This is a genomic window from Pseudomonas sp. A214, from assembly GCF_900156295.1.
GTDB lineage: Bacteria > Pseudomonadota > Gammaproteobacteria > Pseudomonadales > Pseudomonadaceae > Aquipseudomonas > Aquipseudomonas rhizophila.
This window is the reverse complement of the sequence record NZ_LT707062.1, coordinates 2,097,711-2,124,256: the sequence shown is the minus strand read 5'-3', so window position 1 is coordinate 2,124,256 and position 26,546 is coordinate 2,097,711. Positions and strand designations below refer to the sequence as shown.

The 26,546-nt window shown below is 59.9% G+C and carries 27 protein-coding genes; 6 read left to right on the top strand and 21 right to left on the bottom strand.

Translation table 11 applies throughout. The features are described from left to right. Positions 1 to 6: 6 nt before the first annotated feature. The 13 genes from tolB to BW979_RS09430 form a co-directional block, all read right to left on the bottom strand. Entirely contained in the window at positions 7 to 1,308 is a 1,302-nt protein-coding gene (gene tolB / locus BW979_RS09490; RefSeq protein ID WP_076383695.1) for a Tol-Pal system beta propeller repeat protein TolB, read from the bottom strand. Beyond that, entirely contained in the window at positions 1,305 to 2,348 is a 1,044-nt protein-coding gene (gene tolA / locus BW979_RS09485) for a cell envelope integrity protein TolA (protein ID WP_076383694.1), read from the bottom strand. Before tolA ends, tolB begins: the two co-directional genes overlap by 4 nt. Further along, the gene (gene tolR, locus BW979_RS09480; protein ID WP_160893274.1) at positions 2,348 to 2,800 is read right to left on the bottom strand and encodes a protein TolR; all 453 of its coding nucleotides are present in this window, start codon (positions 2,798 to 2,800) and stop codon (positions 2,348 to 2,350) included. The genes tolA and tolR overlap by 1 nt, the downstream gene beginning before the upstream one ends. 23 nt (positions 2,801 to 2,823) lie before the next feature. Then, positions 2,824 to 3,519: a protein TolQ gene (gene tolQ / locus BW979_RS09475; protein WP_047227067.1), complete on the bottom strand. Its 696-nt coding sequence runs from the start codon at positions 3,517 to 3,519 to the stop codon at positions 2,824 to 2,826. Next, positions 3,509 to 3,976 (bottom strand): tol-pal system-associated acyl-CoA thioesterase, encoded by a 468-nt coding sequence (ybgC, locus tag BW979_RS09470; RefSeq protein ID WP_047227068.1) that lies wholly within the window; start codon positions 3,974 to 3,976, stop codon positions 3,509 to 3,511. The genes tolQ and ybgC overlap by 11 nt, the downstream gene beginning before the upstream one ends. Positions 3,977 to 4,104: 128 nt before the next feature. Beyond that, positions 4,105 to 5,166: a Holliday junction branch migration DNA helicase RuvB gene (gene ruvB / locus BW979_RS09465; RefSeq protein WP_047227069.1), complete on the bottom strand. Its 1,062-nt coding sequence runs from the start codon at positions 5,164 to 5,166 to the stop codon at positions 4,105 to 4,107. Beyond that, positions 5,167 to 5,775: a Holliday junction branch migration protein RuvA gene (gene ruvA / locus BW979_RS09460; protein ID WP_047227070.1), complete on the bottom strand. Its 609-nt coding sequence runs from the start codon at positions 5,773 to 5,775 to the stop codon at positions 5,167 to 5,169. It lies immediately after the preceding gene. A 114-nt stretch (positions 5,776 to 5,889) separates the two neighbouring features. Continuing rightward, complete coding sequence (gene ruvC, locus BW979_RS09455) at positions 5,890 to 6,414, bottom strand: crossover junction endodeoxyribonuclease RuvC (RefSeq protein ID WP_030140802.1); 525 nt, start codon at positions 6,412 to 6,414, stop codon at positions 5,890 to 5,892. A 171-nt stretch (positions 6,415 to 6,585) separates the two neighbouring features. Further along, complete coding sequence (locus tag BW979_RS09450; protein WP_076383693.1) at positions 6,586 to 7,332, bottom strand: YebC/PmpR family DNA-binding transcriptional regulator; 747 nt, start codon at positions 7,330 to 7,332, stop codon at positions 6,586 to 6,588. A 119-nt stretch (positions 7,333 to 7,451) separates the two neighbouring features. After that, complete coding sequence (aspS, locus tag BW979_RS09445; RefSeq protein ID WP_047227071.1) at positions 7,452 to 9,227, bottom strand: aspartate--tRNA ligase; 1,776 nt, start codon at positions 9,225 to 9,227, stop codon at positions 7,452 to 7,454. 75 nt (positions 9,228 to 9,302) lie between these two features. Further along, on the bottom strand, positions 9,303 to 9,524 hold the full coding sequence (locus tag BW979_RS09440; protein ID WP_003178589.1) for an FmdB family zinc ribbon protein: 222 nt from the start codon (positions 9,522 to 9,524) through the stop codon (positions 9,303 to 9,305). 123 nt (positions 9,525 to 9,647) lie between these two features. After that, positions 9,648 to 10,025 (bottom strand): ribbon-helix-helix domain-containing protein, encoded by a 378-nt coding sequence (locus BW979_RS09435; RefSeq protein WP_076383692.1) that lies wholly within the window; start codon positions 10,023 to 10,025, stop codon positions 9,648 to 9,650. Positions 10,026 to 10,231: 206 nt separating this feature from the next. Continuing rightward, entirely contained in the window at positions 10,232 to 10,705 is a 474-nt protein-coding gene (locus BW979_RS09430; RefSeq protein ID WP_047227073.1) for a Dps family protein, read from the bottom strand. Positions 10,706 to 11,079: 374 nt separating this feature from the next. Here BW979_RS09430 and BW979_RS27950 point away from each other — a divergent pair, with 374 nt between their 5' ends. Continuing rightward, on the top strand, positions 11,080 to 11,685 hold the full coding sequence (locus BW979_RS27950) for a cold-shock protein (RefSeq protein ID WP_047227074.1): 606 nt from the start codon (positions 11,080 to 11,082) through the stop codon (positions 11,683 to 11,685). 70 nt (positions 11,686 to 11,755) lie between these two features. Here BW979_RS27950 and BW979_RS09420 read toward each other — a convergent pair whose 3' ends face one another. Continuing rightward, the gene (locus tag BW979_RS09420; protein WP_047227075.1) at positions 11,756 to 11,962 is read right to left on the bottom strand and encodes a SlyX family protein; all 207 of its coding nucleotides are present in this window, start codon (positions 11,960 to 11,962) and stop codon (positions 11,756 to 11,758) included. Positions 11,963 to 11,966: 4 nt separating this feature from the next. Continuing rightward, entirely contained in the window at positions 11,967 to 12,392 is a 426-nt protein-coding gene (locus BW979_RS09415) for an HIT family protein (protein ID WP_076383691.1), read from the bottom strand. Between the two features lie 855 nt (positions 12,393 to 13,247). Here BW979_RS09415 and BW979_RS09410 point away from each other — a divergent pair. Next, the gene (locus tag BW979_RS09410; protein ID WP_076383690.1) at positions 13,248 to 14,516 is read left to right on the top strand and encodes an OprD family porin; all 1,269 of its coding nucleotides are present in this window, start codon (positions 13,248 to 13,250) and stop codon (positions 14,514 to 14,516) included. A gap of 151 nt (positions 14,517 to 14,667) precedes the next feature. Here the strand turns inward: BW979_RS09410 and BW979_RS09405 are convergent, their stop codons facing one another. Next, positions 14,668 to 15,510, bottom strand: a complete 843-nt coding sequence (locus tag BW979_RS09405; protein WP_076383689.1) for a mechanosensitive ion channel family protein — start codon at positions 15,508 to 15,510, stop codon at positions 14,668 to 14,670. A 96-nt stretch (positions 15,511 to 15,606) separates the two neighbouring features. Next, positions 15,607 to 16,092 (bottom strand): YajQ family cyclic di-GMP-binding protein, encoded by a 486-nt coding sequence (locus tag BW979_RS09400; RefSeq protein ID WP_003205057.1) that lies wholly within the window; start codon positions 16,090 to 16,092, stop codon positions 15,607 to 15,609. Positions 16,093 to 16,234: 142 nt separating this feature from the next. On the opposite strand from BW979_RS09400, the gene BW979_RS09395 reads away from it, so the two are divergent. The 3 genes from BW979_RS09395 to BW979_RS09385 are packed head-to-tail and all read left to right on the top strand — an operon-like array spanning position 16,235 to position 19,819. Further along, complete coding sequence (locus BW979_RS09395) at positions 16,235 to 17,152, top strand: putative 2-dehydropantoate 2-reductase (protein WP_047227079.1); 918 nt, start codon at positions 16,235 to 16,237, stop codon at positions 17,150 to 17,152. Positions 17,153 to 17,198: 46 nt separating this feature from the next. Further along, positions 17,199 to 19,235 (top strand): sensor histidine kinase, encoded by a 2,037-nt coding sequence (locus BW979_RS09390; RefSeq protein WP_047227080.1) that lies wholly within the window; start codon positions 17,199 to 17,201, stop codon positions 19,233 to 19,235. A 2-nt stretch (positions 19,236 to 19,237) separates the two neighbouring features. After that, positions 19,238 to 19,819, top strand: coding sequence for a cob(I)yrinic acid a,c-diamide adenosyltransferase (locus tag BW979_RS09385; RefSeq protein WP_076383688.1), 582 nt, complete (start codon positions 19,238 to 19,240; stop codon positions 19,817 to 19,819). Between the two features lie 136 nt (positions 19,820 to 19,955). Here BW979_RS09385 and BW979_RS09380 read toward each other — a convergent pair whose 3' ends face one another. The 4 genes from BW979_RS09380 to secA all read right to left on the bottom strand — a co-directional run bounded on the left by BW979_RS09380 (position 19,956) and on the right by secA (position 25,764). After that, positions 19,956 to 20,900, bottom strand: a complete 945-nt coding sequence (locus BW979_RS09380; protein WP_076383687.1) for a Nudix family hydrolase — start codon at positions 20,898 to 20,900, stop codon at positions 19,956 to 19,958. Beyond that, entirely contained in the window at positions 20,897 to 21,529 is a 633-nt protein-coding gene (locus BW979_RS09375) for a glutathione S-transferase family protein (protein ID WP_047227083.1), read from the bottom strand. The genes BW979_RS09380 and BW979_RS09375 overlap by 4 nt, the downstream gene beginning before the upstream one ends. Positions 21,530 to 21,689: 160 nt before the next feature. Next, the gene (gene argJ, locus BW979_RS09370) at positions 21,690 to 22,907 is read right to left on the bottom strand and encodes a bifunctional glutamate N-acetyltransferase/amino-acid acetyltransferase ArgJ (protein WP_047227084.1); all 1,218 of its coding nucleotides are present in this window, start codon (positions 22,905 to 22,907) and stop codon (positions 21,690 to 21,692) included. Between the two features lie 121 nt (positions 22,908 to 23,028). After that, positions 23,029 to 25,764 carry a preprotein translocase subunit SecA gene (gene secA / locus BW979_RS09365; protein ID WP_076383686.1) on the bottom strand — a complete coding sequence of 912 codons (2,736 nt, stop codon included), beginning with the start codon at positions 25,762 to 25,764 and terminating at the stop codon, positions 23,029 to 23,031. A gap of 307 nt (positions 25,765 to 26,071) precedes the next feature. On the opposite strand from secA, the gene BW979_RS09360 reads away from it, so the two are divergent. Further along, positions 26,072 to 26,527 carry a DUF721 domain-containing protein gene (locus BW979_RS09360; RefSeq protein ID WP_076383685.1) on the top strand — a complete coding sequence of 152 codons (456 nt, stop codon included), beginning with the start codon at positions 26,072 to 26,074 and terminating at the stop codon, positions 26,525 to 26,527. Positions 26,528 to 26,546 lie beyond the last annotated feature (19 nt).

Sequence of the window (26,546 nt, the reverse complement as noted above, 5' to 3'; positions counted from 1 at the left end):
GCCGCGTCAGTTCAGGTAAGGGGACCAGGACGGTTCTCTGACTTCGCCTTGTGCGGTAGGAAGCGGGAGCCTCACGCGTCCATTAATGGACACGAGCATCAAGACTCCCCGGCCCTGCTGGCGGGTGGCGTAGATTACCATGGTGCCGTTGGGCGCAACAGTAGGTGACTCGTCCAGAGTGCTATCAGTGAGGATCTTTACACTACCGCGCTGCAGATCCTGAGCCGCCACCTTGAAATTGGTAAAGCCATCCTGGCGATGGATCATCACCAGGGTCTTTTCGTCCGCCGACAGTTTAGGGTTGGCGTTGTAGTTACCGACGAACGTCACGCGTTCGGCACCACCACCACTGGCGCTGGTCTTGTAGATCTGCGGCTTGCCGCCACGGTCGGAGGTGAAGTAGATGGTCGAGCCATCCTTGCCCCAGAACGGTTCGGTGTTGATGCCGGGACCGTTGGTCACGCGAGAAATCGCCCGCGAAGCCAGGTTCATCACATAGATGTCCGGGTTACCGTCCTTGGACAGCACGAATGCCAGGCGCGTACCGTCCGGCGACCAGGCTGGCGCACCGTTCAGGCCTTCGAAGTTGGTGATTTGCTCACGGCGACCGGTGTCAATGTGTTGCATGAAAATACGCGGGCGCTTCTGTTCGAACGAAACATAGGCGATGCGCTTGCCATCGGGGGCGAAACGCGGCGACAGGATCGGCTCGCGCGATTGCAGCAGGGTCACTGCACGAGCACCGTCATAGTCTGAACGCTGCAAGGTATAGCGGGTGTTTTTCTCAGAGAAGCGTTCGGCCGTCACATAGAGCATGCGGGTAGAGAACGCACCCTTGATGCCGGTGAGTTTCTCGAACGACTGATCGGAGATGTAGTGCGCCATGTCACGCAGCTGATCGACGCTGCCCGACACACTACCGGTCAGCACTTGCTGCTCGGTGGCGACGTTGAACAGGGTGTACTGCACCTGCAGGCGACCACCGGCCGGCACAATGTTGCCGACCATGAGGTACTGGGCGCCCAGGGCTTTCCAGTCGCGATAGATGACTTCGCTGGCCTGGGTCGGCAGGCTGATCATGTTCTGCTTCGGAATCGGCGCGTAATAACCCGAGTTGCGCAGGTCATTACCGATGATTTCCGACATGTCGTCCGGCAGGACGCTACCGCCCTGCCAGCCGAACGGTACGACGGCGATCGGGGTCGCCCGATCGCTGCCGCTGGTGACCAGAATGTTCTTTTCCTCTGCTACCGCTATCCCTGCCAGGCAGCAGATAACGACCAGCATTGATCGAAGAAGGTTTCTCACAAGGCTAGATCCTCAGGTGTGAATGTCATCTTGAATGAACGATAGGGAGCAAAATCGCTCGGTTTCATTCCTTGCATTTCCGTCAATCGCCCAATGTTCTTGACCGCTGCGACCGCCGAAGCGTCGAACGGGCCATCACCGCTGGACTTGGCCACGCTGACCGAGGTAACCGTACCGTCGGGCAACATGCCGATTTGCAATACTACAGTCATGCCTTTGCGTGCCGAAGGTGGACGAGCCCAGCCTTCTGCCGCTCGGGCGCGAATCAAATCATCGAAACTGCCGGCGACTTCATCGCCCTGCTCATCAGCCAATGCCTGCTGGCGCTGCGGCGTGTCGGAAAGCAAATCTGCCAAGGCCTGGGCCTTTTTCTCTTCGGCGGATTTACGCGCTGCGTCCTGAGCCTTTTTCTTGGCGGCATCGGCGGCGGCTTTCTTCTTCGCGTCTTCGGCGATTTTCTTTTTCGCCTCGTCAGCTTCAGCTTTCTTCTTGGCGTCTTCGGCCGCTTTTTTCTTCGCGTCCTCGACAATCTTTTTCTTCGCTTCTTCAGCGGCCGCTTTCTTGGCCTCTTCTTCAGCGGCTTTCTTGGCTTCTTCTTCGGATTTTTTCTTGGCTATATCAGCCAGTTTCTTTTCTTCGGCCTTTTTGGCCTCGGCGGTTTTCTTCGCCTCGTCGGCCTTCTTGGCTTCGTCAGCCTTCCTGGCTTCTTCGGCCTTTTGAGCCGCTTGCTCTTTCTTTTGTTCCGCAGCTTTTATCTCTTCCTGCTCGACCTTCTTTTGCTCCATCTGCTCGACTTCGGTCTGGCGCGCGGCGGATTTCTTCGCCTCACCGGCAAGCTTCTGGTTGGTCTGCGTGGTGGCCTGGCTCTTGGACTTGAGCTGATACAGGGTCGCCTGCACGATCGGCTTGGCCGGCGGCAGCTCCGGAGTCATGGCAAAACTGACGAACAGCATGCCAAACACCAGCACATGCAGGCCAATTGCCCAGACACTAGGCCAGAAGTAGCTTTCCGAGGCGGACGGCTCTCGCTGTTGCTGCATCAGGGCGCCTCAGTGATTAAGCCAACATTACCGACCCCGGCTTTCTGCAGGCCGCCCATGGCGCCCATCACCGCACCGTAGTCGACGGTCTTGTCGCCGCGAATGAAGACCTGGGTGCGTTTGCCGTTGCTGTTGCCGGCGTTGATGATCTTGGTCACCGCATCGGTCATCTGCGGCAAGGTCATGGCCCGGTCCTGCTGCTTCTCGGTGTCGACTTCGCTGCCAAGGTTCCAGTAGTAGGTCTTGTCAGCCTTGATCGAAATGGTCAGGACCTGGGTGTCGTTGTCCTGCGGCAAGGCTTCACTGGAAACCTTGGGCAGATCAACCTTCACGCCCTGATTGAGCATCGGCGCGGTCACCATGAAGATGACCAGCAGCACCAACATCACGTCGATGTAGGGCACCACGTTCATCTCGGCAACCGGCTTGCGCTTTTTTCGGGCTCGAGCGATTAAAGCCATTGGGAAATACCTGCTTATTCTTCGCTGGTGTGCACTTTGCGGTGCAGGATCGCCTGGAATTCATCGGCGAAGGTGTAGTAACGGCTGGTCAGCGTTTCGCTGCGGGCAGCAAAGCGGTTGTAGGCGATAACAGCCGGGATGGCCGCGAACAGACCGATGGCGGTGGCAATCAGTGCCTCGGCGATACCCGGGGCCACGGTGGCCAGGGTCGCTTGCTGGGCAGTGGCCAGGCCACGGAAGGAGTTCATGATCCCCCAGACGGTACCGAACAGGCCGATATACGGGCTGACCGAACCAACGGTGGCCAGGAATGGCAGGCCCTGCTCGAGTTTTTCTTCCTCGCGGGAGATGGCGACGCGCATGGCACGGGCCACGCCTTCCATCACCGCCTCAGGGTCCACGCCTGGTTGCTGGCGCAGACGGGAGAACTCCTTGAAGCCGGCACGGAAGATCTGCTCGACCCCCGAGTCCGGGTCCGGGTTGCTGCCGGCCTGGCGGTAGAGTTTGGACAGGTCGATACCGGACCAGAAGCGCTCCTCGAAGCTCTCCAGGGCTCGACGACCGGCGCGCAGCATATTGCTGCGCTGAAAGATCATGATCCATGAGGTCACCGATGCGGCTACCAGGATCAGCATTACCAACTGCACCACAACGCTGGCATTGCTGACCAGGCTCCACATGGAGGAATGGTCGACGACGTTAGCTTCCACGCTTTATCTCCTGCTCTGAGTATGTACCGGCGCCGCTCACGCCGGCAAAGGCCGCACGTAGAGCTTCGGGAATGGCCCGGGGTTTCAAACTATGGGTGCGCACACAGGCCACCAGAAACTGCCCTTCACAGAGCAGCGCATTATCCGTAGCCCGCCTGACCTGCTGCTTGAAGCGCAGGCTGACACGGTTCAATTCGATGACATCGGCACTTACCAGAAGCTCGTCGTCCAGTCGCGCCGGCGCGTGGTAGCGCGCTTCGCTGGAATGCACGACGAATAACAGGTCCTCTCCCACCAGCGCGGATTGGGCAAAACCCAGTTCCCGCAGCCGTTCGGTTCGAGCCCGTTCCATAAACTTGAGGTAATTGACGTAGTAAACGATGCCGCCGGCATCGGTGTCCTCGTAATAAACGCGACAGCGATGTGCGAACGACTCCAGCCCGTTTTGCGCGCGCATACTCTAGTGCTTACTCCTCAGGTTGCCAATCGGCCAGGCAACTGTTTTTTCATTCTCGAAATGCAATGACGCTCCGGGTGTCGTCTGGGACAGCACGAACCTGAAAAAAGTCGCTGCACAGAGGTCGTTCAATCGTCCACGGCATCGAGGAATTCGTCTACCACCGGCATCTCACCCATTCGTGTCGGGATGTTTAAGCCGAAATGCAGATAGGCGTGACGCGTCACCACACGCCCACGAGGGGTGCGCATGATGTAGCCCTGCTGGATCAGGTACGGTTCCAGCACATCTTCGATGGTATGGCGCTCTTCGCTGATGGCCGCCGCCAGGCTGTCCACGCCCACCGGACCGCCGTCGAACTTCTCGATCATGGTCAGCAGCAGGCGCCGGTCCTGGTGGTCGAAACCACGCTCGTCGATGTCCAGCAGGTTCAACGCCAGGTCGGCAATCGGTTTGGTGATGTGGCCCTTGGCGCGAACTTCGGCAAAATCCCGGACCCGACGCAACAGCCGGTTGGCGATCCGCGGTGTACCCCGCGCCCGCCGGGCGATCTCATAAGCGCCATCCGGGTCCAGCGGCAACCCGAGAATGCCGGCCGAGCGGCCGACGATCGTCGCCAGATCGGCGTTGTTGTAGAACTCCAGGCGCTGGACGATACCGAAACGGTCCCGCAGCGGATTGGTCAACATGCCGGCGCGGGTCGTGGCGCCCACCAGGGTGAACGGCGGCAGATCGAGCTTGATGGAACGGGCCGCCGGCCCCTCGCCAATCATGATGTCGAGCTGGAAATCCTCCATCGCCGGGTACAGCACTTCCTCGACGATCGGCGATAGCCGGTGGATTTCGTCGATGAACAGCACATCATGGGGCTCAAGATTGGTCAGCAGCGCCGCCAGGTCACCCGGACGCTCGAGGACCGGCCCGGACGTGCTCTTGATCGACACGCCCATCTCCTGGGCGATGATGTTGGCCAGGGTGGTCTTGCCCAAACCGGGTGGGCCGAAGATCAAGGTATGGTCCAGAGACTCGCTGCGCCCACGGGCCGCCTGGATAAACAGTTCCATTTGCTCGCGAACCGCCGGCTGACCGATGTAATCGGCCAGACTGACGGGACGAATCGCACGGTCTTGTACTTCTTCACGGTCACGGGGGGCACCCGTGGCGGCGATCAGACGATCGGCTTCAATCACTTAAATCATTCCCTTCAGGGCCCGACGAATCATGTCTTCGGTGCTCAAGCCTTTTTCCTTGATAGCGGAAATCGCCTTGCTGGCCTCCTGCGGCTTGTAGCCCAGGGAGATCAGTGCGGTGACCGCATCGTTTTCCGCGCTGGCCGCGGGCGCTGGCGCGTCCGGCTGGTTAGGCACCAGCGCGAACATGGCCGGCACCGCTTCCCAGGCCTTGAAACGGTCCTTGAGCTCAACCAACAGGCGCTCGGCGGTTTTCTTGCCGACACCTGGCACCTTGGTCAGGGCCGAAGTGTCTTGGGACTGCACGCAGCGCACCAGTTCGTCGACTTCCAGGCTCGACATCAAGGCCAGGGCCAGTTTCGGACCGACGCCGTTGAGACGAATCAGCTCGCGGAAGAAATCCCGCTCGCGCTTGCCGACGAAGCCATAGAGTAACTGGGCATCCTCGCGCACGACCAAATGGGTGTGCAGCGTCAGCGGTTCACCGACCGACGGCAAGCGATACAAGGTGGTCATGGGCACTTCCAGCTCATAACCCAGGCCATTTACATCCAGAATCAGGTGCGGCGGCTGTTTTTCAGCCAGGGTGCCGCGCAAGCGTCCAATCACGTTTCAGATCCTTGGGCGTAGGCCAGCCGTGGACTGGCGAGTAACGGCCGGAGCATGGAGGCCGACGACACAGGCGCAAAATGCTCGGGCTCACGAAAGATTGCGCTGATGCTATCAGAGACGCAGGCGCCCGCCACGACTGCGTGCGGCTCCCAGGCCATGCGGCAACAGGCTGGAACGGGTATGGGCATGGCAAATGGCGATGGCCAGGGCGTCGGAGGCATCGATCTGCGGCTTGCTGACCAGTTTCAGCAGATGCATCACCATCATTTGCACCTGTTCCTTGTTCGCCGCGCCCGTTCCAACGACTGCCTGCTTGACCTGGGTCGCGGTGTATTCGGCGATTTCCAGGTTTTCCTCGGCACCGGCCACAATGGCCGCCCCACGAGCCTGCCCCAGCTTCAGGGCAGAATCGGCGTTACGCGCCATGAAGACCTTTTCAATGCCCATGGTGACCGGGCCGTAGGTCTGGATGACTTCACGCACGCCGCGATAAACGATCTGCAAGCGCTCGTGCAACTCACCGGCACCGGTGCGGATACAGCCTGACGCGACGTACACGCAGCCGCGCCCGGTATCACGAACCACGCCGTAGCCGGTGATGCGCGAACCGGGGTCGATACCAAGGATTAAAGTCATAACGCCTGCGGTTTGGAGATGAAGTGTTTGAATCTGTGGGAGCGAGCCTGCTCGCGATAGGGGTATCACTGCAACATCTTTGCAAGCTGGACCCTCGCTATCGCGAGCAGGCTCGCTCCCACATAAAGCACCTACGCATAACTGAACAAGATCGCTGTACCAACAACGCTATCAGCCAAGCTGTTCAGCGACCGCTTCAGGAATGTCCGCGTTAGAGTAGACATTCTGCACATCGTCCAGGTCTTCGAGCATGTCGATCAGCTTGAGCACCTTCTCGGCACCCTCCAGGTCCAGTTCGGCGCTGGTGGTCGGCTGCATGACGATTTCCGCGTCGGCCGGCTTGAAACCGGCAGCCTCCAGGGCATTGCGCACGGCGTAGAAGCTGGCGAACGAGGTGAACACGTCGAAGGAACCGTCTTCATGACTGACCACGTCATCGGCGTCGGCTTCCAGGGCCGCCTCCGTCAGGGCATCTTCATCGAGGCCCGGCGCGAAACTGATCTGCCCCTTGCGCTCGAACAGGTACGCCACCGAACCGTCGGTGCCCAAGTTGCCCCCGCATTTGCTGAAGGCGTGACGCACGGCGGCGGCGGTGCGGTTGCGGTTGTCGGTCATGCACTCGACCATCACCGCTACGCCACCGGGGCCGTAACCCTCGTAGGTCAGCTCTTCCACATTATCGGCTTCGGTCGCACCCGCGCCGCGGGCGATAGCGCGGTCGATGATGTCGCGACTCATGTTCGCCCCCAGCGCCTTGTCCAGGGCCAGGCGCAAGCGCGGGTTGGAGCCCGGATCACCGCCACCCTGGCGGGCAGCGACCGTCAGCTCACGGATCCACTTGGTGAATATCTTGCCCCTCTTGGCATCCTGACGTTCTTTGCGGTGCTTGATGTTCGCCCACTTGGAATGACCTGCCATAACTCGCTCCGGTTTCTCTTTGCAACATTGCCCGCCCTGCGCTCGCACAGTAGCCGGCAACCAGAAATATCGACCCCAATGAAAAGGCGCATCCGAAGATGCGCCTTCAGGTGTCGGCCTTACTCAGCCTTTGGCTGTTCACGCAGACGGATGTGCAACTCGCGCAGTGCCTTGGCATCCACTACACCCGGAGCCTGGGTCATGACATCGGCCGCGCTCTGGGTTTTCGGGAACGCGATCACTTCACGAATCGACTGGGCGCCGGTCATCAGCATCACCAGGCGGTCCAGGCCAAAGGCCAGGCCACCGTGGGGCGGTGCACCGTACTTCAGAGCATCGAGCAGGAAGCCGAATTTCTCTTCCTGTTCCGCTTCACTGATGCCCAGCAGACGGAAGACCGCCTGTTGCATCTCCTTGCGATGGATACGGATCGAACCGCCACCCAGCTCGGTGCCGTTCAAGACCATGTCGTAAGCGCGTGACAGAGCGGTGGCCGGGTTGGCCTCCAACTCCTCAGGTGAGCACTTCGGCGCGGTGAACGGGTGGTGCAGCGCGGAGAAACTGCCGTCGTCGTTCTCTTCGAACATCGGGAAGTCGACGACCCACATCGGCGCCCATTCGCAGGTCAGCAGCTTGAGATCGTGACCCAGCTTGATGCGCAGCGCGCCCAAGGCTTCGCTGACGATCTTGGCCTTGTCAGCGCCGAAGAACACGATGTCGCCATCAACCGCGCCCACGCGATCGAGGATCACGTTCAGGTTGGCTTCAGGGATGTTTTTCACGATCGGCGATTGCAGGCCGTCAACACCCGCCGCGCGCTCGTTGACCTTGATGTACGCCAACCCCTTGGCACCGTAGATGCCGACGAACTTGGTGTAGTCGTCGATCTGCTTGCGCGGCATGCTTGCCCCGCCTGGCACACGCAGGGCCGCGATCCGGCATTTCGGGTCGTTGGCCGGGCCGCTGAACACCTTGAAATCGACTTCCTTGAGCTGATCGGCCACGTCCACCAGTTCCAGCGGGTTACGCAGGTCCGGCTTGTCGGAACCGTAGCGGCGCATGGCCTCTTCGAAGGTCATGTGCGGGAACTCGCCGAATTCCAGACCCAGCACTTCCTTGAACAGGTTGCGGATCATGCCTTCGGTCAGGCCCATGATGTCTTTTTCGTCGAGGAAGCTGGTCTCGATGTCGATCTGAGTGAACTCAGGCTGACGGTCGGCACGCAGGTCTTCGTCGCGGAAGCACTTGGCGATCTGGTAGTAGCGGTCGAAGCCGGCCACCATCAGCAGTTGCTTGAACAACTGCGGCGATTGCGGCAAGGCAAAGAAGCTACCGGGGTGGGTGCGGCTCGGCACCAGGTAGTCGCGAGCACCTTCCGGCGTGGCGCGGGTCAGGATCGGCGTCTCGACGTCGAGGAAGCCGTTTTCATCCAGGTAACGACGGATGCTGGTGGTCATGCGCGAACGCAGACGCAGCTTCTCGGCCATTTCCGGGCGACGCAGGTCAATGAAGCGATAGCGCAGGCGGGTTTCTTCGCCCACGTCGGAGTATTCGTTGAGCGGGAACGGCGGGGTTTCCGCTTCGTTGAGCACTTCCAGCTCATAGCCCAGCACTTCGATCATGCCCGAGGCCATGTTGGCGTTGCCGGCACCGGCCGGACGCAGGCGTACCTTGCCGGTGATCTTGACCACGTATTCGCTGCGCACGCGGTCGGCGGTGGCGAAGGTTTCAGCGCGGTCCGGATCGAACACTACCTGAGCCAGGCCTTCACGATCACGGATATCGAGGAAAATCACCCCGCCATGGTCACGGCGACGATGGACCCATCCGCAAAGAGTAACTTCCTGACCTTCCAGGCTTTCGTTCAGTTGGCCGCAATAATGGCTGCGCATCATGGTAGTGGTTTCACTTCTCGTAATTCGAAATTCGGTTGGAGGCCCTGCCCGTGCAAGAGCTCGCGCGTGTTCAACTCAGTCAGCTTTGTCGCCACCGGCCAGGTTCTTCTTGGCGCCGGTCTTGAAGTCGGTTTCATACCAGCCGGTGCCACCGAGGCGGAAACCTGGCATGGACAGCATCTTTTTCAGTTCCGGCGCCTGACAGGCAGGGCAGTCGACCAGCGGTGCCGCGCTGATCTTTTGAATGGCTTCCATCTGATGACCACAGGAAGCACATTGATAGTCGTACATCGGCATGGGGGTTGTCTCGGCGATCAGGTTACTCGCGCAAAGGCTGGGCTTTGCGGCAAAGAGCGGGATTATATCCATTAAATGCGGCCTGTGCAGCCGTAAGACGGCACAGGCCGTTACCGGTCGGTCTCAGCCACTGACAGGCGCCACGCATTCATCGCGCCAATGACGCCCCACGACCTCCGTCCCTGCCTCCTTCAAACTGTGCACCACGCAAACCACGCGCACTAAACCGCTGAAGTTGCGTACCCCGCCATGGCGCAGGTGCACTTCCCGGTCCACATGGGACAGCAGAGTACTGATGGAACAGCTGTTGAGCTGGGCCATGTCACCGAGAATATCCCAATAGACCTGCTCGAGCCGAAGACAGGTGGCGAACCCGTTCAGGCGGATCGATCGGGACAGGGGCCGGGCCAGCTGCATGTCGAACCCCCGGACGAACGGGTCGATGGTAATGGGCTGAAAGCGCCCATGCACACCCTCCCCAGGTTCCTTTCCTTGAATCATACCGTTGACACTCCTTTGCCATACGAACCTCTCAATTGGAACAACCAATCTGTGGCTCTATGGAAGCTCAACGGCATCGCCAGATCCAGATGACTTTATGACCATCGGCGTAGGACAAGCCAGCAGCAGGCAGGCGACGAATTACGACGTCCTACACAAAGAGCCAGCGATAATGCCAGCCCCTCCGTCATCGCCCGGCCCGGCGCTTACCGGTCTTCCAGCAGCGAGCGCAACATCCATGCGGTTTTTTCATGGACCTGCATGCGCTGGGTCAGCAGATCGGTGGTCGGTTCGTCACTGACCTTGTCCGATAAAGGAAGGATGCTACGGGCCGTACGCGTCACGGCTTCCTGACCCTCGACCAACTGGCGGATCATGTCTTCGGCGCCAGGCACGCCTTCTTCTTCCTTGATAGAAGACAAGCGTGCATACACGGCGTAAGCGCCCGGCGCAGGAAAGCCGAGGGCACGAATGCGTTCGGCAATCAGGTCCACCGCCAGCGCCAGTTCGTTGTATTGCTCCTCGAACATCAGGTGCAGGGTGCGAAACATCGGCCCCGTGACGTTCCAGTGAAAATTATGGGTCTTGAGGTACAGAACGTAAGTGTCCGACAGCAGCCGTGAAAGCCCCTCGACGATGGATTTGCGATCTTCTTCACTGATCCCGATATCAATGGCCATGTTGGTTGATCTCCTGCGGTGATGAATTCGACAGCGGCCCTTGCACTCTAGCCGGTGTTACCGCCGCCAGCCTGCGACAAATCGCCAGCCCTCCTGAACCGACAAGCCGCAACACCGGAGGGTTCCGACGAGGCGGGAGATTTCACGCCCTTGCCTGACACCTTGCGCCGACGAACAGCGCGGTCCGCCCCCCGTAACGGGTTTGAGAAGGTAGAGGCTTTGCTGTTAAATAGGCAGTGTGTCGCTACGCCTATTTTTCCGGGCATGGCGCATAGGCTGATTCGGGAATGTGTCCAACGCCTCTCTATTGTTCCGAAGCGAACCGCCCCGATCAGCTCTTCCTTGTGATCCGTCTTAACCGTGAGTCAATCAAAATGTTGAAAATCGTCCACTTGCTAATGGGCGCAGCTGCCCTGCTGCTGTCCTTCATCCCTAGCCTGGGTTCCGAAGCCACGCCTTACCTGCAACATCCCGATGCGCTTTACCTGGCCTTTTTCGGCCTGCTCAACCTGACCCTTGCACCTGTTATCCCCTACTGGAACAAAGGCCCACGTCATCAACTGCAAAACCTGGTCAGCGCCTTGCTCGTGTTGGCCGTTGCCCTGCAAACCCTGACCCTGCTGGCACCCATGCCGCAAATCGCCGGTCAACCGGCCGTGCTGTTCAGCCTGGCCGCATCACTGCTCGCCGTGGCATTGCACCTGGCTGTCAGCTTCTACAAGAAGTCGTCACCGGCCGCCGCACCGCAAAACTACGACATGTCCAACCGCGATACCGGCACCGTGAAGTGGTTCAACACTTCCAAGGGGTTCGGTTTCATCTCCCGCGACTCCGGCGATGACATCTTTGTGCATTTCCGAGCCATTCGTGGTGAAGGCCACCGCGTTCTGGTCGAAGGCCAGCGCGTGGAGTTCTCCGTGATGAACCGCGACAAGGGCCTGCAGGCCGAAGATGTGATCGCCGCGCTACCGCGCCGCTGATCCCAAGCGTAAAAAAACCGCGATGCAGCCTGGCTGCTCGCGGTTTTTTATTGCCTGTCGTTCCGGTCGGTCAGTAGTGAGGCGGAGGCGCTTCTTCTTCGAAGGTTTCGAATTGCCCGGCCATCTCTTCCTGGCGCTTGAGCAACGCGGCCATTTGCAGCTGCAGACGCTCGACCACTCGTTGCTGCTCCACCAGCACGTCATTTAATGCCTGGATGGTGTCATCCTGAAACGCCAGGCGGCTTTCCAGATCCGTTACACGCTCTTCAAGGTTCATGGTTTCAGCCCTCCAGAAACTTGAAATCATCGGTCAGGGCCGCTCGCAATCGGTCGCGAATGACCTTCACCTGTTCAGCAGTATACGACCTGGCCGGGTGTTTGCCCCAGACCGGCGCTGGCCAGGCCGCGTCATCACGCTTGCGCACGATGACGTGCATGTGCAACTGACTGACGACGTTACCCAAGGTTGCAACGTTCAGCTTGTCAGCATTGAAGGAGTCCTTGAGGGTTTCGGCCAGGGCCGTGGTTTCCTTCCACAGCTGCCGCTGGTCGGCGTCATCCAATTGAAACAATTCGCTGATATTTTCCCGTCGCGGCACGAGGATGAACCACGGGTAATTGGAATCGTTGGACAAGAGCAACCGGCACAGCGGGAAGTCACCCATGACTAACGTGTCTTGTTGCAGTTGTGGATCTAAAGCAAACACCGCGCGCACTCCTCGCTGGTTATCGTTTTTGCCCGACTCAGCGGGCCTGAGTGGGACATAGAGCCGCAGCATACCCTTGAACGTCGAAGGGTTCACTGCGTACTGTCATGACCCTGTCCGATGCTTTTTTTCCAGTACGCGCACCAACTCAGCGCGGCCGGTAACACATAGGCCTGAGACGGGCGCTGCGAGCACTGCCTCTTGCACTGAGCCTGTAAAATTTTCGTACAAGGTAGAGATTTTTTGCACCAAAACAGCACAACGCGTCTACGCTCAGTGCACGAAGCATCCGTGATCTACTCACTGAGAGGGTGAACCGGTAACGTTTTTGGTTGTCTCGCAGCGTTTAGCGGTTCTAAACACGAGAGCGCCACAGCAGTCAACCTCATTTAAAACAAGGCCTTTGGAGCCCGGTTTCATGAGGTTTCACCATGCAAAAATGGAGAATGTGAAAAAAACGTGAACAAAATCCGGGTTTGAGCATGCTTGTTGCATTCATCCCCATATCGCCTGCAGGGCACCGCCGGAAGCGAAAACCTGCTGGCCTATAAATAAAGTGGCAAGGTTGCCCACAGGGAGCTTCAAGCGCAGTAACAAAGGACTCTTTACACCGACGCCGGAAAAAAAGAAGCAACTTCGAGTTGTGAGTCCGATTGCGCCGGAACAGCCCAAATACGACATGGATCGAGCCATTGGCGACAGGGTCGTAAAGAAGCTGAAAGATTGGATGGGCAAGTATCGCCAATGAATGTCGTCGTGATATAAGTTCGCGCCGACACAAAAAGAAAGAGCCGCCCAGATAAAAAAACAGGTGGGACGGCAAGACTCTTCTAAAAACCAAAGGAGCAAATCACGATGCGCGTGATGAAGTGGAGCATGATCGCACTGGCTGTTTCGGCCAGTACCTCGCAGTTCGCAATGGCCTCTTCCCAGGAAGAATCCAAGGGCTTTTTCGAAGATCAGAGCCTGAACGTTCTGAGCCGTATGCTGTACATGAATCGTGATTGGAAGAACAACGCCAGCGACGAACAAAGTTATCGCGAAGAAGCCGGCCTTGGCGTACGCGCTATCTACGAGTCGGGCTTTACCCAAGGTACCGTAGGCGTAGGCGTTGACGCTTTCGCTTTGGGCTCCGTCCGCTTCGACGGCGGCAGCGGTCGTCGCGGTAACGGTTTGTTCGCCGCGGACAGCGATGGCAATCTGGAAGAAACTCAATCGAAGGCTGGCGGCGCAGTTAAATTCCGCCTGTCCGACACCGTTCTGAAATACGGTAACCAGTTCACCAGCAGCCCAGTATTCTCCACCGACGACAGTCGTCTGCTGCCTGAAGTTGCCACCGGTACCCTGATCACCAGCAACGAAATCAAGGGCCTGGAACTGAGCGCAGGTCGCTTCACTTCCTTGAGCGATCAGGTTGGCATGGGTCGCGATAGCATTGACGTTACCGACGGTGTACACCCTGGCCTGACCTCCGCTAACATTGCTGGCGCAACCTACCAGTTCACTGACAACTTCGTAGCTGGCGTGGCTGCTTCTGATGTGGATGACCACTTCAAGAAGAAATACCTCAACCTGAACTACACCCTGCCGATTAACGAAGATCAGTCCCTGAACTTCGACTTCAACGGCTACGACAGCAAGAGCCAGGGTCAAGACCTCAGCGGTGACATCGACAACCGCATCTGGTCCCTCGCAGCAGCCTATAGCATCGGCGCCCATAAATTCACCCTGGCTCACCAGCGCTCCACCGGTGACACTGGCTACGTTTACGGCGTTGACGGCGGCGGTACTATCTTCCTCTCCAACTCCGTCCAATACTCCGACTTCAACAATCAAGACGAGCGCTCCTGGCAGGCTCGCTACGACTTGAACATGAAGACTTACGGCGTTCCTGGTCTGAGCTTCATGACCCGTTACATCACTGGTGACAACATTGTCACTGCCACCAATGATGACGCTAAAGAACACGAACTGGACATCGAAACCAAGTACGTTATGCAGAGCGGTCCAGCCAAAGACCTGTCTTTCCGCGTACGTAGCGCGTTCTATCGTGGGAGCACCGGTGTTGGCCGTGACAACAACGACTTCCGCTTCATCGTCGAATACCCTCTGAGCATCTTGTAATTCAGCGGTCATTCGATAGTTACACCGGCAACAAATAAAAAACCGCTCACCTGATCCAGGTGAGCGGTTTTTTTGTGCCCATTACAAGTCAGCTTGAAAGCAACTTCGTAATTAGCAAGCTAACTAACAATCAGCTCATGCATTCAAAGCGTTATTGCGCTGCCCCTTCGTGGACCATACGAATAACCCGCTGCGGAAACGGAATATCAATTCCCGCGTCCTTCAAACGATCCCGGGCCTGTTCATTGAACATGAACATCACGCTCCAGTAATCGGCCGTTTTGACCCATACCCGCAACGACACCGTGATCGAACTGTCGCCCAGGGTGGAAATCACCGCCTCAGGCGCCGGATCGGCCAGTACACGCTCGTCCTTGGCCAGTTCCAACAACACTTCCCGAGCCTTTTGCAAATCAGCCTGGTAGTCCACGCCCACGTCGAATATTACTTTGCGGGTCGGCTGGCGATTGGTGTTGGTGATGATGCCGTTCGACAGGTTGCCGTTGGGCACGATGACAGTTTTGTTGTCACCGGTGCGAATCACGGTGTGGAATATCTGGATGCTGTCGACCGTACCGGCCACACCCTGAGCTTCGATCCAGTCACCGATGCGGAACGGGCGGAACAACAGAATCAGCACACCACCGGCGAAGTTCGCCAGGCTGCCCTGCAATGCCAAGCCGATCGCCAGGCCTGCCGCACCGATAGCCGCGATGAACGAGGTGGTTTCAATGCCGATCATCGACGCCACGCTGACGATCAGCAGGATCTTGAGGATGATGTTCGCCAGGTTGCTGATGAACCCTTGCAGCGCCAGGTCGGCATTGCGCAGTGCCAACAGCCCGCCGAGTTTGCGGGTTACCTTGTTGATCAGCCACCAGCCAATGGCCAGCGTAACCACCGCCAGCAGCACCCGGCTGCCGTACTCCATGATCATGGGGATCCAGGCCTCGGACGCCTTGATCAAGTTGTCCACTTCAGCGTTCAAGTCCATCTACCTCTCCTTCTATTGCCGTAACCACGAAAGACCGGGCGAAGCATTGTGAAAGAGCGTTTGCCCGCTCCCCACAATGCCTCTGTGCACCGGGTATCAGTCGCGGAAGTTATTGAACTGCAAAGGCATGCCGAATTCCTTGCCCCGCAGTGCCGCGATGGCTTCCTGCAAGTCATCACGCTTTTTGCCAGTGACGCGCACTTGCTCGCCCTGGATGGCGGCTTGCACCTTGAGCTTGGCGTCCTTGATATGAGCAACGATTTTCTTCGCCAGTTCCTTGTCGATGCCTTCCTTGAGCACGGCTTCCTGCTTCATCAGCTTGCCCGAGGCATAGGCGTCCTTGACCTCAAGGCACTGAACGTCGATCTTGCGCTTGACCAGGGCCAGCTTGAGGATCTCGATCATTGCCTCAAGCTGGAAGTCGGCCTCGGCGGTCAGGTTGACGGTCAGGTCCTTCTCCTTGAACTCGAAACTGCCCTTGCCCTTGAGGTCATAACGACGGTCGAGTTCCTTGACGGCGTTTTCAACGGCGTTGGTGACTTCGTGTTTGTCCAGTTCGGATACCACGTCGAATGACGGCATGTAGTGTTCTCCAATAAAAAAGACGCGCCCGTAACAAAGGCGCGTGCTTGGCTTGTGGTTAAAATCGGGCTCATTATAACGGGTCTTTTCCTGTCGACACTGCGAGCCCCCAGATGCCTGCGCCAAACCGAGTAAAAAACTGATGCCTACTACCTGGCATGTCCTGGGGGCCGGCAGCCTCGGTACGTTGTGGGCGACGCGCCTGGCCCGGGCCGGTTTGCCGGTGCGGCTGGTACTGCGCAATGAACAACGCTTGCAGGCCTATCGGGCCGCCGGCGGTCTGACGCTGGTGGAACAGGGCCAGGCCCAACATTACCCGGTCCCCGGGCAAACAGCCGACGCCCCCGAGCCGATCAAACGCCTGCTCCTGGCCTGCAAAGCCTATGACGCCGAAGCGGCCGTGGCTTCTGTGGCTCATCGCCTGAGCGCCGACGCGGAACTGATCCTGCTACAGAACGGCCTCGGCAGTCAGGACGCAGTCGCCAATCGTGTTCCCCAGGCCCGTTGCATCAGTGCCTCCAGTACCGAAGGGGCATTCCGCGACGGTGACTGGCGCGTGGTGTTTGCCGGCCACGGCTACACCTGGCTGGGTGACCCCGCGCACCCGGTGGCACCGATCTGGCTGGACGACCTCACCGCCGCCGCCATACCCCACGAATGGACGGCTGACATCCTCACCCGGCTCTGGCGCAAACTGGCGCTCAACTGTGCCATCAACCCTCTGACCGTCCTGCACCACTGCAAGAACGGCGGCCTGCAGGCGCATCACTGCGAAGTGGCGACCCTCTGCGCGGAACTCACGGACCTGCTGGAACGCTGCGGCCAGCCCATGGCGGCCGAAGACTTGCAGCCGGAAGTCGAACGGGTCATACAGGCCACCGCCGCCAACTACTCCTCGATGTACCAGGACGTCGCCCATGGCCGCCGCACCGAAATCAGCTACCTGCTCGGCCACGCTTGCAAGGTTGCCGAGCGCCACCGGTTACCGGTGCCACACCTGGAACAATTGCGGCAGCGTCTGATTACCCACTTGAACAACCTCGGATTGCCCGGCGACTGAGCAGCGGCTACGCTGGCCCTCGTGTTCCTTTTAAACGAAGAGTCCGATGCCATTGCGCCAGCGCCTTGAAAACCTCCCGGTCGGCCAGAAACTGCTGGCCGCCCTGCTGGTGTTGTTGACCACCGTCCTGCTGGTGGCCAACCTGACCTTTATCAGCGCCGCCTATTACATTTCCCAGGAAAGCATGGCGCCCCAGGCCCTGCAGACCATCGGTCGGCTGGTGGCCAACCCGAGCCTGATCGCCGATGCCCTGCAGTCGCCTCAGACCGCCCAGCGCCTGCTGGATGAACTCAACAGCTACGCGCCGTTGCGGGCCGCTGCGTTGTATGACGGCGAGGGCGCACGCCTGGCGCAACTGCAACAGGGCGAAAAGCTCAAGCTGCCGGACCATTACCGCCACATGCAGGCGTGGCAAGCCAGTGAGTTTCGCAGCAATCAGGTCATCACCCTGCCCCGCCCGGGGACGGCGCCGGGTCATCTGTTGCTGGTGGCCAGCAGCGAACTGCCGACGGCGTTCTACACCGGCACCCTGACCGCCAGCCTCGGCATCCTTATTTTCAGCGTGTTGCTCTGGCTGGTCATTGCCCAGCAGATCAAACGCCTGATCACCCAGCCGATTCATCAGCTCGAGGAACTGTCGCGCCAGGTCACCCGCGAGGAGAACTATTCCCTGCGCGCCGCCCGCGGCAACCACGACGAAATCGGCAGCCTGGCCGAGGCGTTCAACACCATGCTCTCGCGGATCGAAGCCCGGGAGCAGCAACTCAAGCGCGCGCGTGACGACTCCCAGGCCGCCTACGACCAGGCCCAGGGCCTGGCGGAAGAAACCCGCCACACCAATCGCAAACTGGAACTGGAAGTCCAGGTGCGCAGCAAGATCGAGAAAAAGCTCACCGGTTTCCAGAACTACCTCAACAGCATTATCGACTCCATGCCCTCGGCCCTGATCGCCCTCGACGAACAGCTCTACGTCACCCAATGGAACCAGGAAGCCAGCGCCCTCTCCGGCACACGCCTGGACGAGGCGCTGAACCAGCCGATCTTCCTCGCCTTCGAACCGCTCAAGCCTTATCTGCCGCAGCTCAAGCAAACGGTCGAACAGCACACGGTAGCGAAAATCGAACGCGTCACCTGGACCAAGGACGACGAGGCCCGGCACTACGCCCTCACTTTCTATCCACTGATGGGCGGCGCCGGACGCGGCGTGGTGATCCGCATCGATGACATCACCCAACGCCTGTCGCTGGAAGAAATGATGGTGCAATCAGAAAAGATGCTCTCGGTCGGCGGTCTTGCGGCGGGCATGGCCCATGAAATCAACAACCCGCTGGGAGCCATCCTGCACAACGTGCAAAACATCCGCCGACGCCTGTCGCCGGAGCTGCCGAAGAACATCGAACAGGCCGAACAACTGAATATCGAACTGCAAAGGGTGAACCTTTACCTGCAAAGCCGGGAAATCCCGCAGTTGCTCGACGGCATCCAGCAGGCCGGCGCCCGGGCGGCGAAAATCGTCACCCACATGCTCAGCTTCAGCCGGCGCAGCACCCGGCAGATGGCGCCCTGCGACCTGCCGGCACTGATCGACCAGGCGGTGGAGATCGCCGGCAACGACTTCGACCTGGCAATCGGTTTCGATTTCAAGGGCCAGGCGATCATCCGGCAGTTCGACCCCAACCTGGGCCCGGTGCCCGGCACCGCCAACGAGCTGGAGCAGGTGCTGCTCAACCTGCTGAAAAACGCCGCCCAGGCGATCCATCAACGCCAGGACGACAGCGAACCCGGGCGCATTATCCTGCGCACGCGGCTGAACCCACCGTGGGCAGAGATCCAGGTGGAGGACAACGGCATCGGCATGAGCGAGAACGTACGCAAACGCACCTTCGAGCCGTTCTTCACCACCAAGGAAATCGGCCAAGGGACCGGGCTGGGGCTGTCGGTGTCGTATTTCATCATCACCAATAATCACAAGGGCCAGATGGAAGTGCAGTCGGCGCCGGGCCAGGGCACCTGCTTCACCTTGCGCCTGCCATTGACCGGCACCTCAATGGTGCCGCAGGAACACAAACAATTGGAGCGCTGAACATGGGTTTTCGCCTGTCGAAGATTTACACCCGCACCGGCGACAAAGGTGAGACCGGGTTGGGGGATGGTCGCCGTGTAGCCAAGGACCATCCACGGGTCGAGGCCATTGGCGAGGTGGACACGCTCAACAGTCAGTTGGGATTGTTGCTCGCCAGCCTCGCGGTAGAGGCAGCTGAATATCCGGCGCTACAGGAGCTGATCGAGGTCTTGGCGCCTTGTCAGCATCGACTGTTCGACCTGGGCGGCGAACTGGCGATGCCGGCTTATCAGGCCTTGAACGTGCTGGAAGTCGAGCGCCTGGAAGCAGCCATCGATGCATGGAACGAAGAAGTGGGACCGCTGGAGAACTTCATCCTGCCCGGTGGCTCGACACTGATCGCCCAGGCCCACGTCTGCCGCAGCCTGGCCCGTAGCGCCGAACGCCGTTGTCAGCAGTTGAACGCCGTGGAGCCATTGGCCGGGCCGGGGCTGGCGTATATCAATCGGTTGTCGGATCTGTTATTCGTCGCGGCGCGGGTCATTGCCCGGCGGCAAGGGGTGGCTGAGATGCTGTGGGTGGCGGCTGCCAAGCCCGAGAGTTGATGACCTGCATGATCGTTCCCCACGCTCTGCGTGGGAACGCAGCCCGGGACGCTCCGCGTCCCTCCAGAGCCGAACGCGGAGCGTCCGTTGAGGCGTTCCCACGCAGAGCGTGGGAACGATCAGTCATCCCACCCAATCAAGGCCCAGGCCAAAACGCCCGAATCCCCGCCACACCCTGCGCCCCAGCGGCCCAGGCTTGCTGCCGCTCGTCAGGCCCCACCCCGCCCAACAGATACACCGGCCTGTTGAAGCCCTCGATCAACCGCGAAGCCTCTTCCCACCCCAGCGGTTGGGCCTCGGGATGGGTCTGGGTCGGTTGCACCGGCGAGAGCGTCACGAAGTCCACGTCCATCTGCTGCGCCAGGGACAGCTCCTCGGCGTTGTGGCAGGACGCCGCCAGCCAACGGTCTTTGCCGAAAGGACGACCGGCCGCAGCATGCTTGCGCAATTGCGCGGCGGTAATGTGCCAGCCGGCGGACGGGAAATCCCCCAGCCATTCGAAAGGCCCCTTGAGCATCAACTGGGCCTTGCCGGCGCACAAACCTGCCGCATCCACCGCCAGATCGCGGTACTTCGGGTCGTAGCCGTTGGGCGCGCGCAGCTGGACCAGTTTGATCCCGCCGGCGATAGCCTTTTGCATGCCGCGCAGCAACTGCGGCGTTTCGAGGCCTTCAGGGGTGATCAAATATTCGCCGGGCAAACGAGCCGCCGCGATGATCGGCTGGTTGGCCGCCGGGAACTCATGGTTCAAAAGCTCCCGGGCCGTGACCCAGGCCAACGGCTGCCCTTCGGCACCGTGGGGCTCGCCGGTGAACGCCGAGACTTCCCAGACATCCAGCAACACCTGTTTATCCGGGTAATCGTGACGCACCTTGATCAACGGCCGGGCGGCGACGACGACAATGCCCAGCTCCTCATGAAGTTCGCGGGCCAGGGCGGTTTCGACGGACTCATCCGCCTCGACCTTGCCACCGGGAAACTCCCAAAGGCCACCCTGGTGCTGGGTGTCGGCCCGTCGGGCGATCAGGATTTTGCCGGCAGCGTCACGAATGACCGCCGCCGCTACATGGACTCGTTTCACCGCGCTGTTTCCTCCAGGCCGGCCTGTTGCCACGCCTTGAACGCCGGCCATTGATAGATAGTTTCGACATAGGCCGCATCGACCTCGGGCAACGCCACCTGATAGGTGCGCAAGCGCACGGCCACCGGCGCGAAGAACACATCGGCCAGGCTCAAGCGGCCAAACAGGTAGGGCCCGGCTTCAGTAGCCGCCGCACGGCATTCGGCCCACAGTGCCAGCATCCGCTGGATTTCCGCTTGAACTTCCGCCGGCATGGGCACTAGCGGCGCATCGCGCAGCAGGTCAAACGGCATGTGGCTGCGGATAGCAAAAAAACCGCTGTGCATTTGTGCACAGGCCGAACGTGCCTGAGCCCGGGCCGCGACGTCCCTGGGCCAGAGGCCCGCATCGGGAAACTGTTCAGCCAGGTATTCGGCAATCGCCAGGGAGTCGGCGATCACACCGAATTCGGTCTTGAGCAACGGGACTTTGGCGGTGGCTGAATACTTGAGCAGTTTCTCACGGGTGTCCGGTTGGTCGAGCCTGACCAGCTCTTCGGTGTACTTTGCGCCGGTCAACGCCAGGGCCAGCGCACCGCGCAAGGACCAGGAGGAAAGGTGTTTGTCGCCGATGATCAGGTGCAGGCTCAAGTCTGGAATCCTTTCTTGGGGTGTTGTGGAGGCTGTACTGGCGCCATCGCGAGCAGGCTCGCTCCCACAATGGATCGGTGGTGTGAACACGTCCAGGTCACCCAACCAATCCCTGTGGGAGCGAGCCTGCTCGCGATGGCAGCAACTCGGTCCCGAACTGTTAAGTCCGATATTCCGCGTTAATCTTCACATACTCGTGGGACAGGTCAGTCGTCCAGATCGTTTCGCTGCAATCACCACGTCCCAGCTCGATACGAATGGTGATTTCTTCCTGCTGCATCACCGCCGCGCCCTGGGCTTCGGTGTAGGTGGCGGCGCGTGCGCCCTGGCTGGCGATGCAGACTTCACCGAGGAACACGTCGATCTTGCTCACGTCCAGGTCCGGCACACCGGCACGGCCGACGGCGGCGAGGATCCGGCCCCAGTTCGGGTCGGAGGCGAACAGCGCGGTCTTGATCAGCGGCGAGTGCGCCACGGTGTAGCCGACATCCAGGCATTCCTGATGGTTGCCGCCACCGTTGACCTGCACGGTCACGAACTTGGTCGCGCCTTCGCCGTCACGGACGATGGCCTGGGCCACTTCCATGCAGACTTCGAATACCGCCTGCTTCAGGGCGGCGAACAGCGCACCGCTGGCTTCGGTAATTTCCGGCAGATCAGCCTTGCCGGTGGCGATCAGCATGCAGCAGTCGTTGGTGGAGGTGTCGCCGTCGATGGTGATGCGGTTGAACGACTTGTTGGCGCCGTCGAGCATCAGGTCTTGCAGCACCTGCCGGGAGACTTTGGCGTCAGTGGCGATGTAGCCAAGCATGGTCGCCATGTTCGGGCGGATCATGCCGGCGCCTTTGCTGATGCCGGTGACGGTCACGGTCACGCCATCGTGCTGGAATTGACGACTGGCCCCTTTGGGCAGCGTGTCGGTGGTCATGATGCCGGTGGCGGCAGCGGCCCAGTTGTTTTCCGACAGGTCATCCAGAGCGGCCTGCAACGCGCCTTCGATCTTCTCGACCGGCAGCGGTTCGCCGATCACCCCGGTGGAGTACGGCAGCACCTGGCTGGCGTCGACGCCGGTCAGTTCGGCCAGCTTGGCGCAGGTGCGTTCGGCGGCGGCCAGGCCTGGCGCGCCGGTGCCGGCGTTGGCGTTACCGGTGTTGGTCAGCAGGTAACGCACCGGCCCCTGCACGCGTTGCTTGGCCAGGATGACCGGCGCGGCGCAAAAGGCGTTGAGGGTGAACACGCCGGCAACCGTCGAGCCTTCGGCGCAACGCATGACCACGACATCCTTGCGCCCTGGGCGCTTGATGCCCGCCGAGGCGATACCGAGTTCAAAACCGGCAACCGGGTGCAACGTTGGCAACGGACCAAGACCAACAGCCATGAATGCGCTCCTAAATAGATAAATCGACACCGCCTAATCGAGACGGCGAATCAAAATGGCAAAACGCCGCGACGGCTGAAAGCCGGTCGCGGCGCGGGTCGTTCAGCGCTTGAAACGGGTGTTACTGAATCTGCCCGTGACAATGCTTGTATTTCTTGCCCGAACCGCAATAGCACAGCTCGTTGCGGCCCAGCTTCTGCTCGTTACGTACCGGCGCGGTCGCCAAGGCAACATCCACCTCGGCGCCCTCCTCCTGGGCAACTTCCAGGCCTGGGGCCGGGGCGTGCTCGAACTGCATGCGCGCGGCCAAGGCTTCGGCTTCCTGACGCAAACGGGCTTCTTCTTCGGCCGGGTCTTCGCGGCGAACCTGAACGTGGGACAACACGCGGACCGAGTCGCGCTTGATCGAATCCAGCAACTCGGAGAACAGCGTGAACGACTCGCGCTTGTACTCCTGCTTGGGGTTCTTCTGGGCATAACCACGCAGGTGGATACCATGGCGCAAGTGATCCATGGTCGACAGGTGGTCTTTCCACAAGTCGTCCAGCACCCGCAGTACGATCTGCTTCTCGAAGGAGCGCAGCGCTTCTTCGCCGGCCTGGTCTTCTTTCTCGTTGTACGCGGCGATCAGTTCGGCCAGCAGCTTCTCGCGCAGGGTTTCTTCGTACAGGTGATCGTCTTCGTCCAGCCATTGCTGGATCGGCAACGCCACGCCGAAGTCGCTCTGCAAGGCAGCTTCCAGACCGGCGACATCCCACTGCTCAGGCAGCGACTGCGGCGGAATGTGGGCGCTGACGGTTGCGTTGAGCACGTCCTGGCGGAAATCTGCGATGGTTTCGCCAATGTTGTCGGCGGCCAACAAACTGTTACGCATGTGATAAATCACTTTACGCTGTTCGTTGTTAACGTCGTCGAACTCCAGCAATTGCTTACGGATATCGAAGTTGCGGCCCTCGACCTTGCGCTGGGCTTTCTCGATGGCGTTGGTGACCATCCGGTGTTCGATCGCTTCGCCCGGCTGCATGCCCAGGGCCTTCATGAAGTTCTTCACCCGATCAGAGGCGAAGATACGCATCAGACTGTCTTCCAACGACAGATAGAAGCGGCTGGAACCGGCATCGCCCTGACGACCGGCACGGCCACGCAGCTGGTTGTCGATACGACGCGATTCGTGACGCTCGGAAGCGATCACCTGCAAACCGCCGGACTCGAGCACCTGTTGATGACGCTTCTGCCAGTCGGCCTTGATCTGCGCAATCTGCTCGGGCGTCGGGTTTTCCAGGGAGGCCACTTCCACTTCCCAGTTCCCGCCCAACAGGATGTCGGTACCACGGCCGGCCATGTTGGTGGCAATGGTCAGGGCACCCGGGCGACCGGCCTGGGCGATGATCTCGGCTTCTTTTTCGTGGAACTTGGCGTTGAGGACCTTGTGCTCGATACCTTCCTTGGTGAGCAATGCGGACATGTGCTCGGAGGTTTCGATCGTGGCGGTACCCACCAGGATAGGACGGCCCTGGGCCATGCATTCCTTGATGTCGGCGATGATCGCCGCGTATTTCTCATCGGCGGTGAGGAACACCAGGTCGTTGTAGTCTTTACGGGCCAGCGGCTTGTTAGGCGGGATCACCATCACTTGCAGGCCGTAGATCTGATGGAATTCGAACGCTTCGGTGTCGGCGGTACCGGTCATGCCGGACAGCTTGTTGTACAGGCGGAAGTAGTTCTGGAAAGTGGTCGAGGCCAGGGTCTGGCTTTCGGCCTGGATGTTCAGACCTTCCTTGGCTTCGATGGCCTGGTGCAGGCCTTCGGACAGACGGCGACCCGGCATGGTCCGGCCGGTATGCTCATCCACCAGCACGACCTGGCCGTCCTGGACGATGTACTCGACGTTGCGATGGAACAGCTTGTGCGCACGCAGGCCGGCATAGACGTGGGTCAGCAGGCCCAGGTTATGGGCCGAGTACAGGCTCTCGCCCTCGGCCAGCAGGCCGACGCGGGTGAGCATTTCCTCGATGAACTGGTGACCGGCTTCATTGAGCTCGACCTGACGGGTCTTCTCGTCGACCGTGTAATGGCCGGCCTTGGTCACTTCACCCTCGACTTCTTCGACGTGAAGTTCCAGCTGCGGGATCAACTTGTTGATCTCGATGTACAGCTTGGAGCTGTCCTCGGCCTGACCGGAAATGATCAGCGGGGTACGGGCTTCGTCGATGAGAATGGAGTCGACTTCGTCGATCACGGCAAAGTTGAGTTCACGCTGGAATTTTTCATCCATGCTGAACGCCATGTTGTCGCGTAGGTAATCGAAACCGAATTCGTTGTTGGTGCCGTAGGTGATATCGCAAGCGTAGGCGGTGCGTTTTTCTTCCGGCGGCTGGAACGGCGTGACCACGCCGACCGTCAGGCCGAGGAATTCATACAGCGGACGCATCCAGTTGGCATCACGACGGGCCAGGTAGTCGTTGACCGTCACCACGTGCACGCCCTTGCCGGACAGTGCATTGAGGTATACCGCCAGTGTCGCCACCAGGGTCTTGCCCTCACCGGTACGCATTTCAGCGATCTTGCCTTCGTGCAAGGTCATGCCGCCGATCAACTGAACGTCGAAGTGACGCATGCCCATCACCCGCTTGCCGGCTTCACGGGCAACCGCGAAGGCTTCGGGCAGGAGCTGGTCAAGGGTTTCCCCCTTGGCTATGCGGTCCTTAAATTCGGCAGTCTTGGCGCGTAACTGATCGTCCGAAAGGGCCACCATTTGCTCTTCGAAGGCATTGACGATCTGTACCGTCTTGAGCATGCGTTTGACTTCACGCTCGTTCTTGCTTCCAAAAAGTTTCTTTAACAAAGGCGCAAACATATCGGCAGGATCTTCCACACTAAAGGGATGGAGGGCGGCCCCGTGAGTCGCCCGTGCAGCCCTCATGGCCGCATGCGAACGAGCATTCTACCCGGAAACGATGGTGAGGAAAGTGGCGTTATTCCACGATGCTGGCACAGCGCTGTGACGGGGCCTCCCTAAAATAAGGGCTTTTGCGCGAACTTCAACCCACAAACGAGAGAAGTTATTCATTGATTGCGCGGACAAGGGCGCCCGCGGCGAGCGGTCGCGGCGCACTCGGCGCTTTCTGCTACCATGGCGCCTCTGTCACTTGCGGTATTCGTTCATGGCCTTTCGCCCTCTTCCAGCCAAGGTTCCCGCCGTTCTGCTGCGCGAAGCCAAACCGCTGAAAGCCATCTTCGGCCACGCCAAACGACTGGGTCACTTGCAGCGCCTGCTGGACAGCCAACTACAGCCCGCCGCTCGCGAGCACTGCCACGTGGCCTCCTGGCGCGAAGGCAGCCTGCTGCTGATCGTCACGGACGGTCACTGGGCTACGCGCTTGCGCTATCAGCAAAAGCGCCTGCTGAGGCAATTGCAGGCATTCGAGGAATTTTCCGGCCTGACGCGGATTCTGTTCAAGGTACAACCGCCCACGGTGCAAGTCGCCGTCAAGGGGCACACGCTGGACTTGTCCACCGACGCAGCCGCCACCATCCAGGCCACCGCCGATGGCATCACCGACCCCAACCTGCGGGCGGCGCTGGAGCGGTTGGCGGCACATGCGCGGCCCAAGGACTGACTTCCAGGTCGCCAGTTGA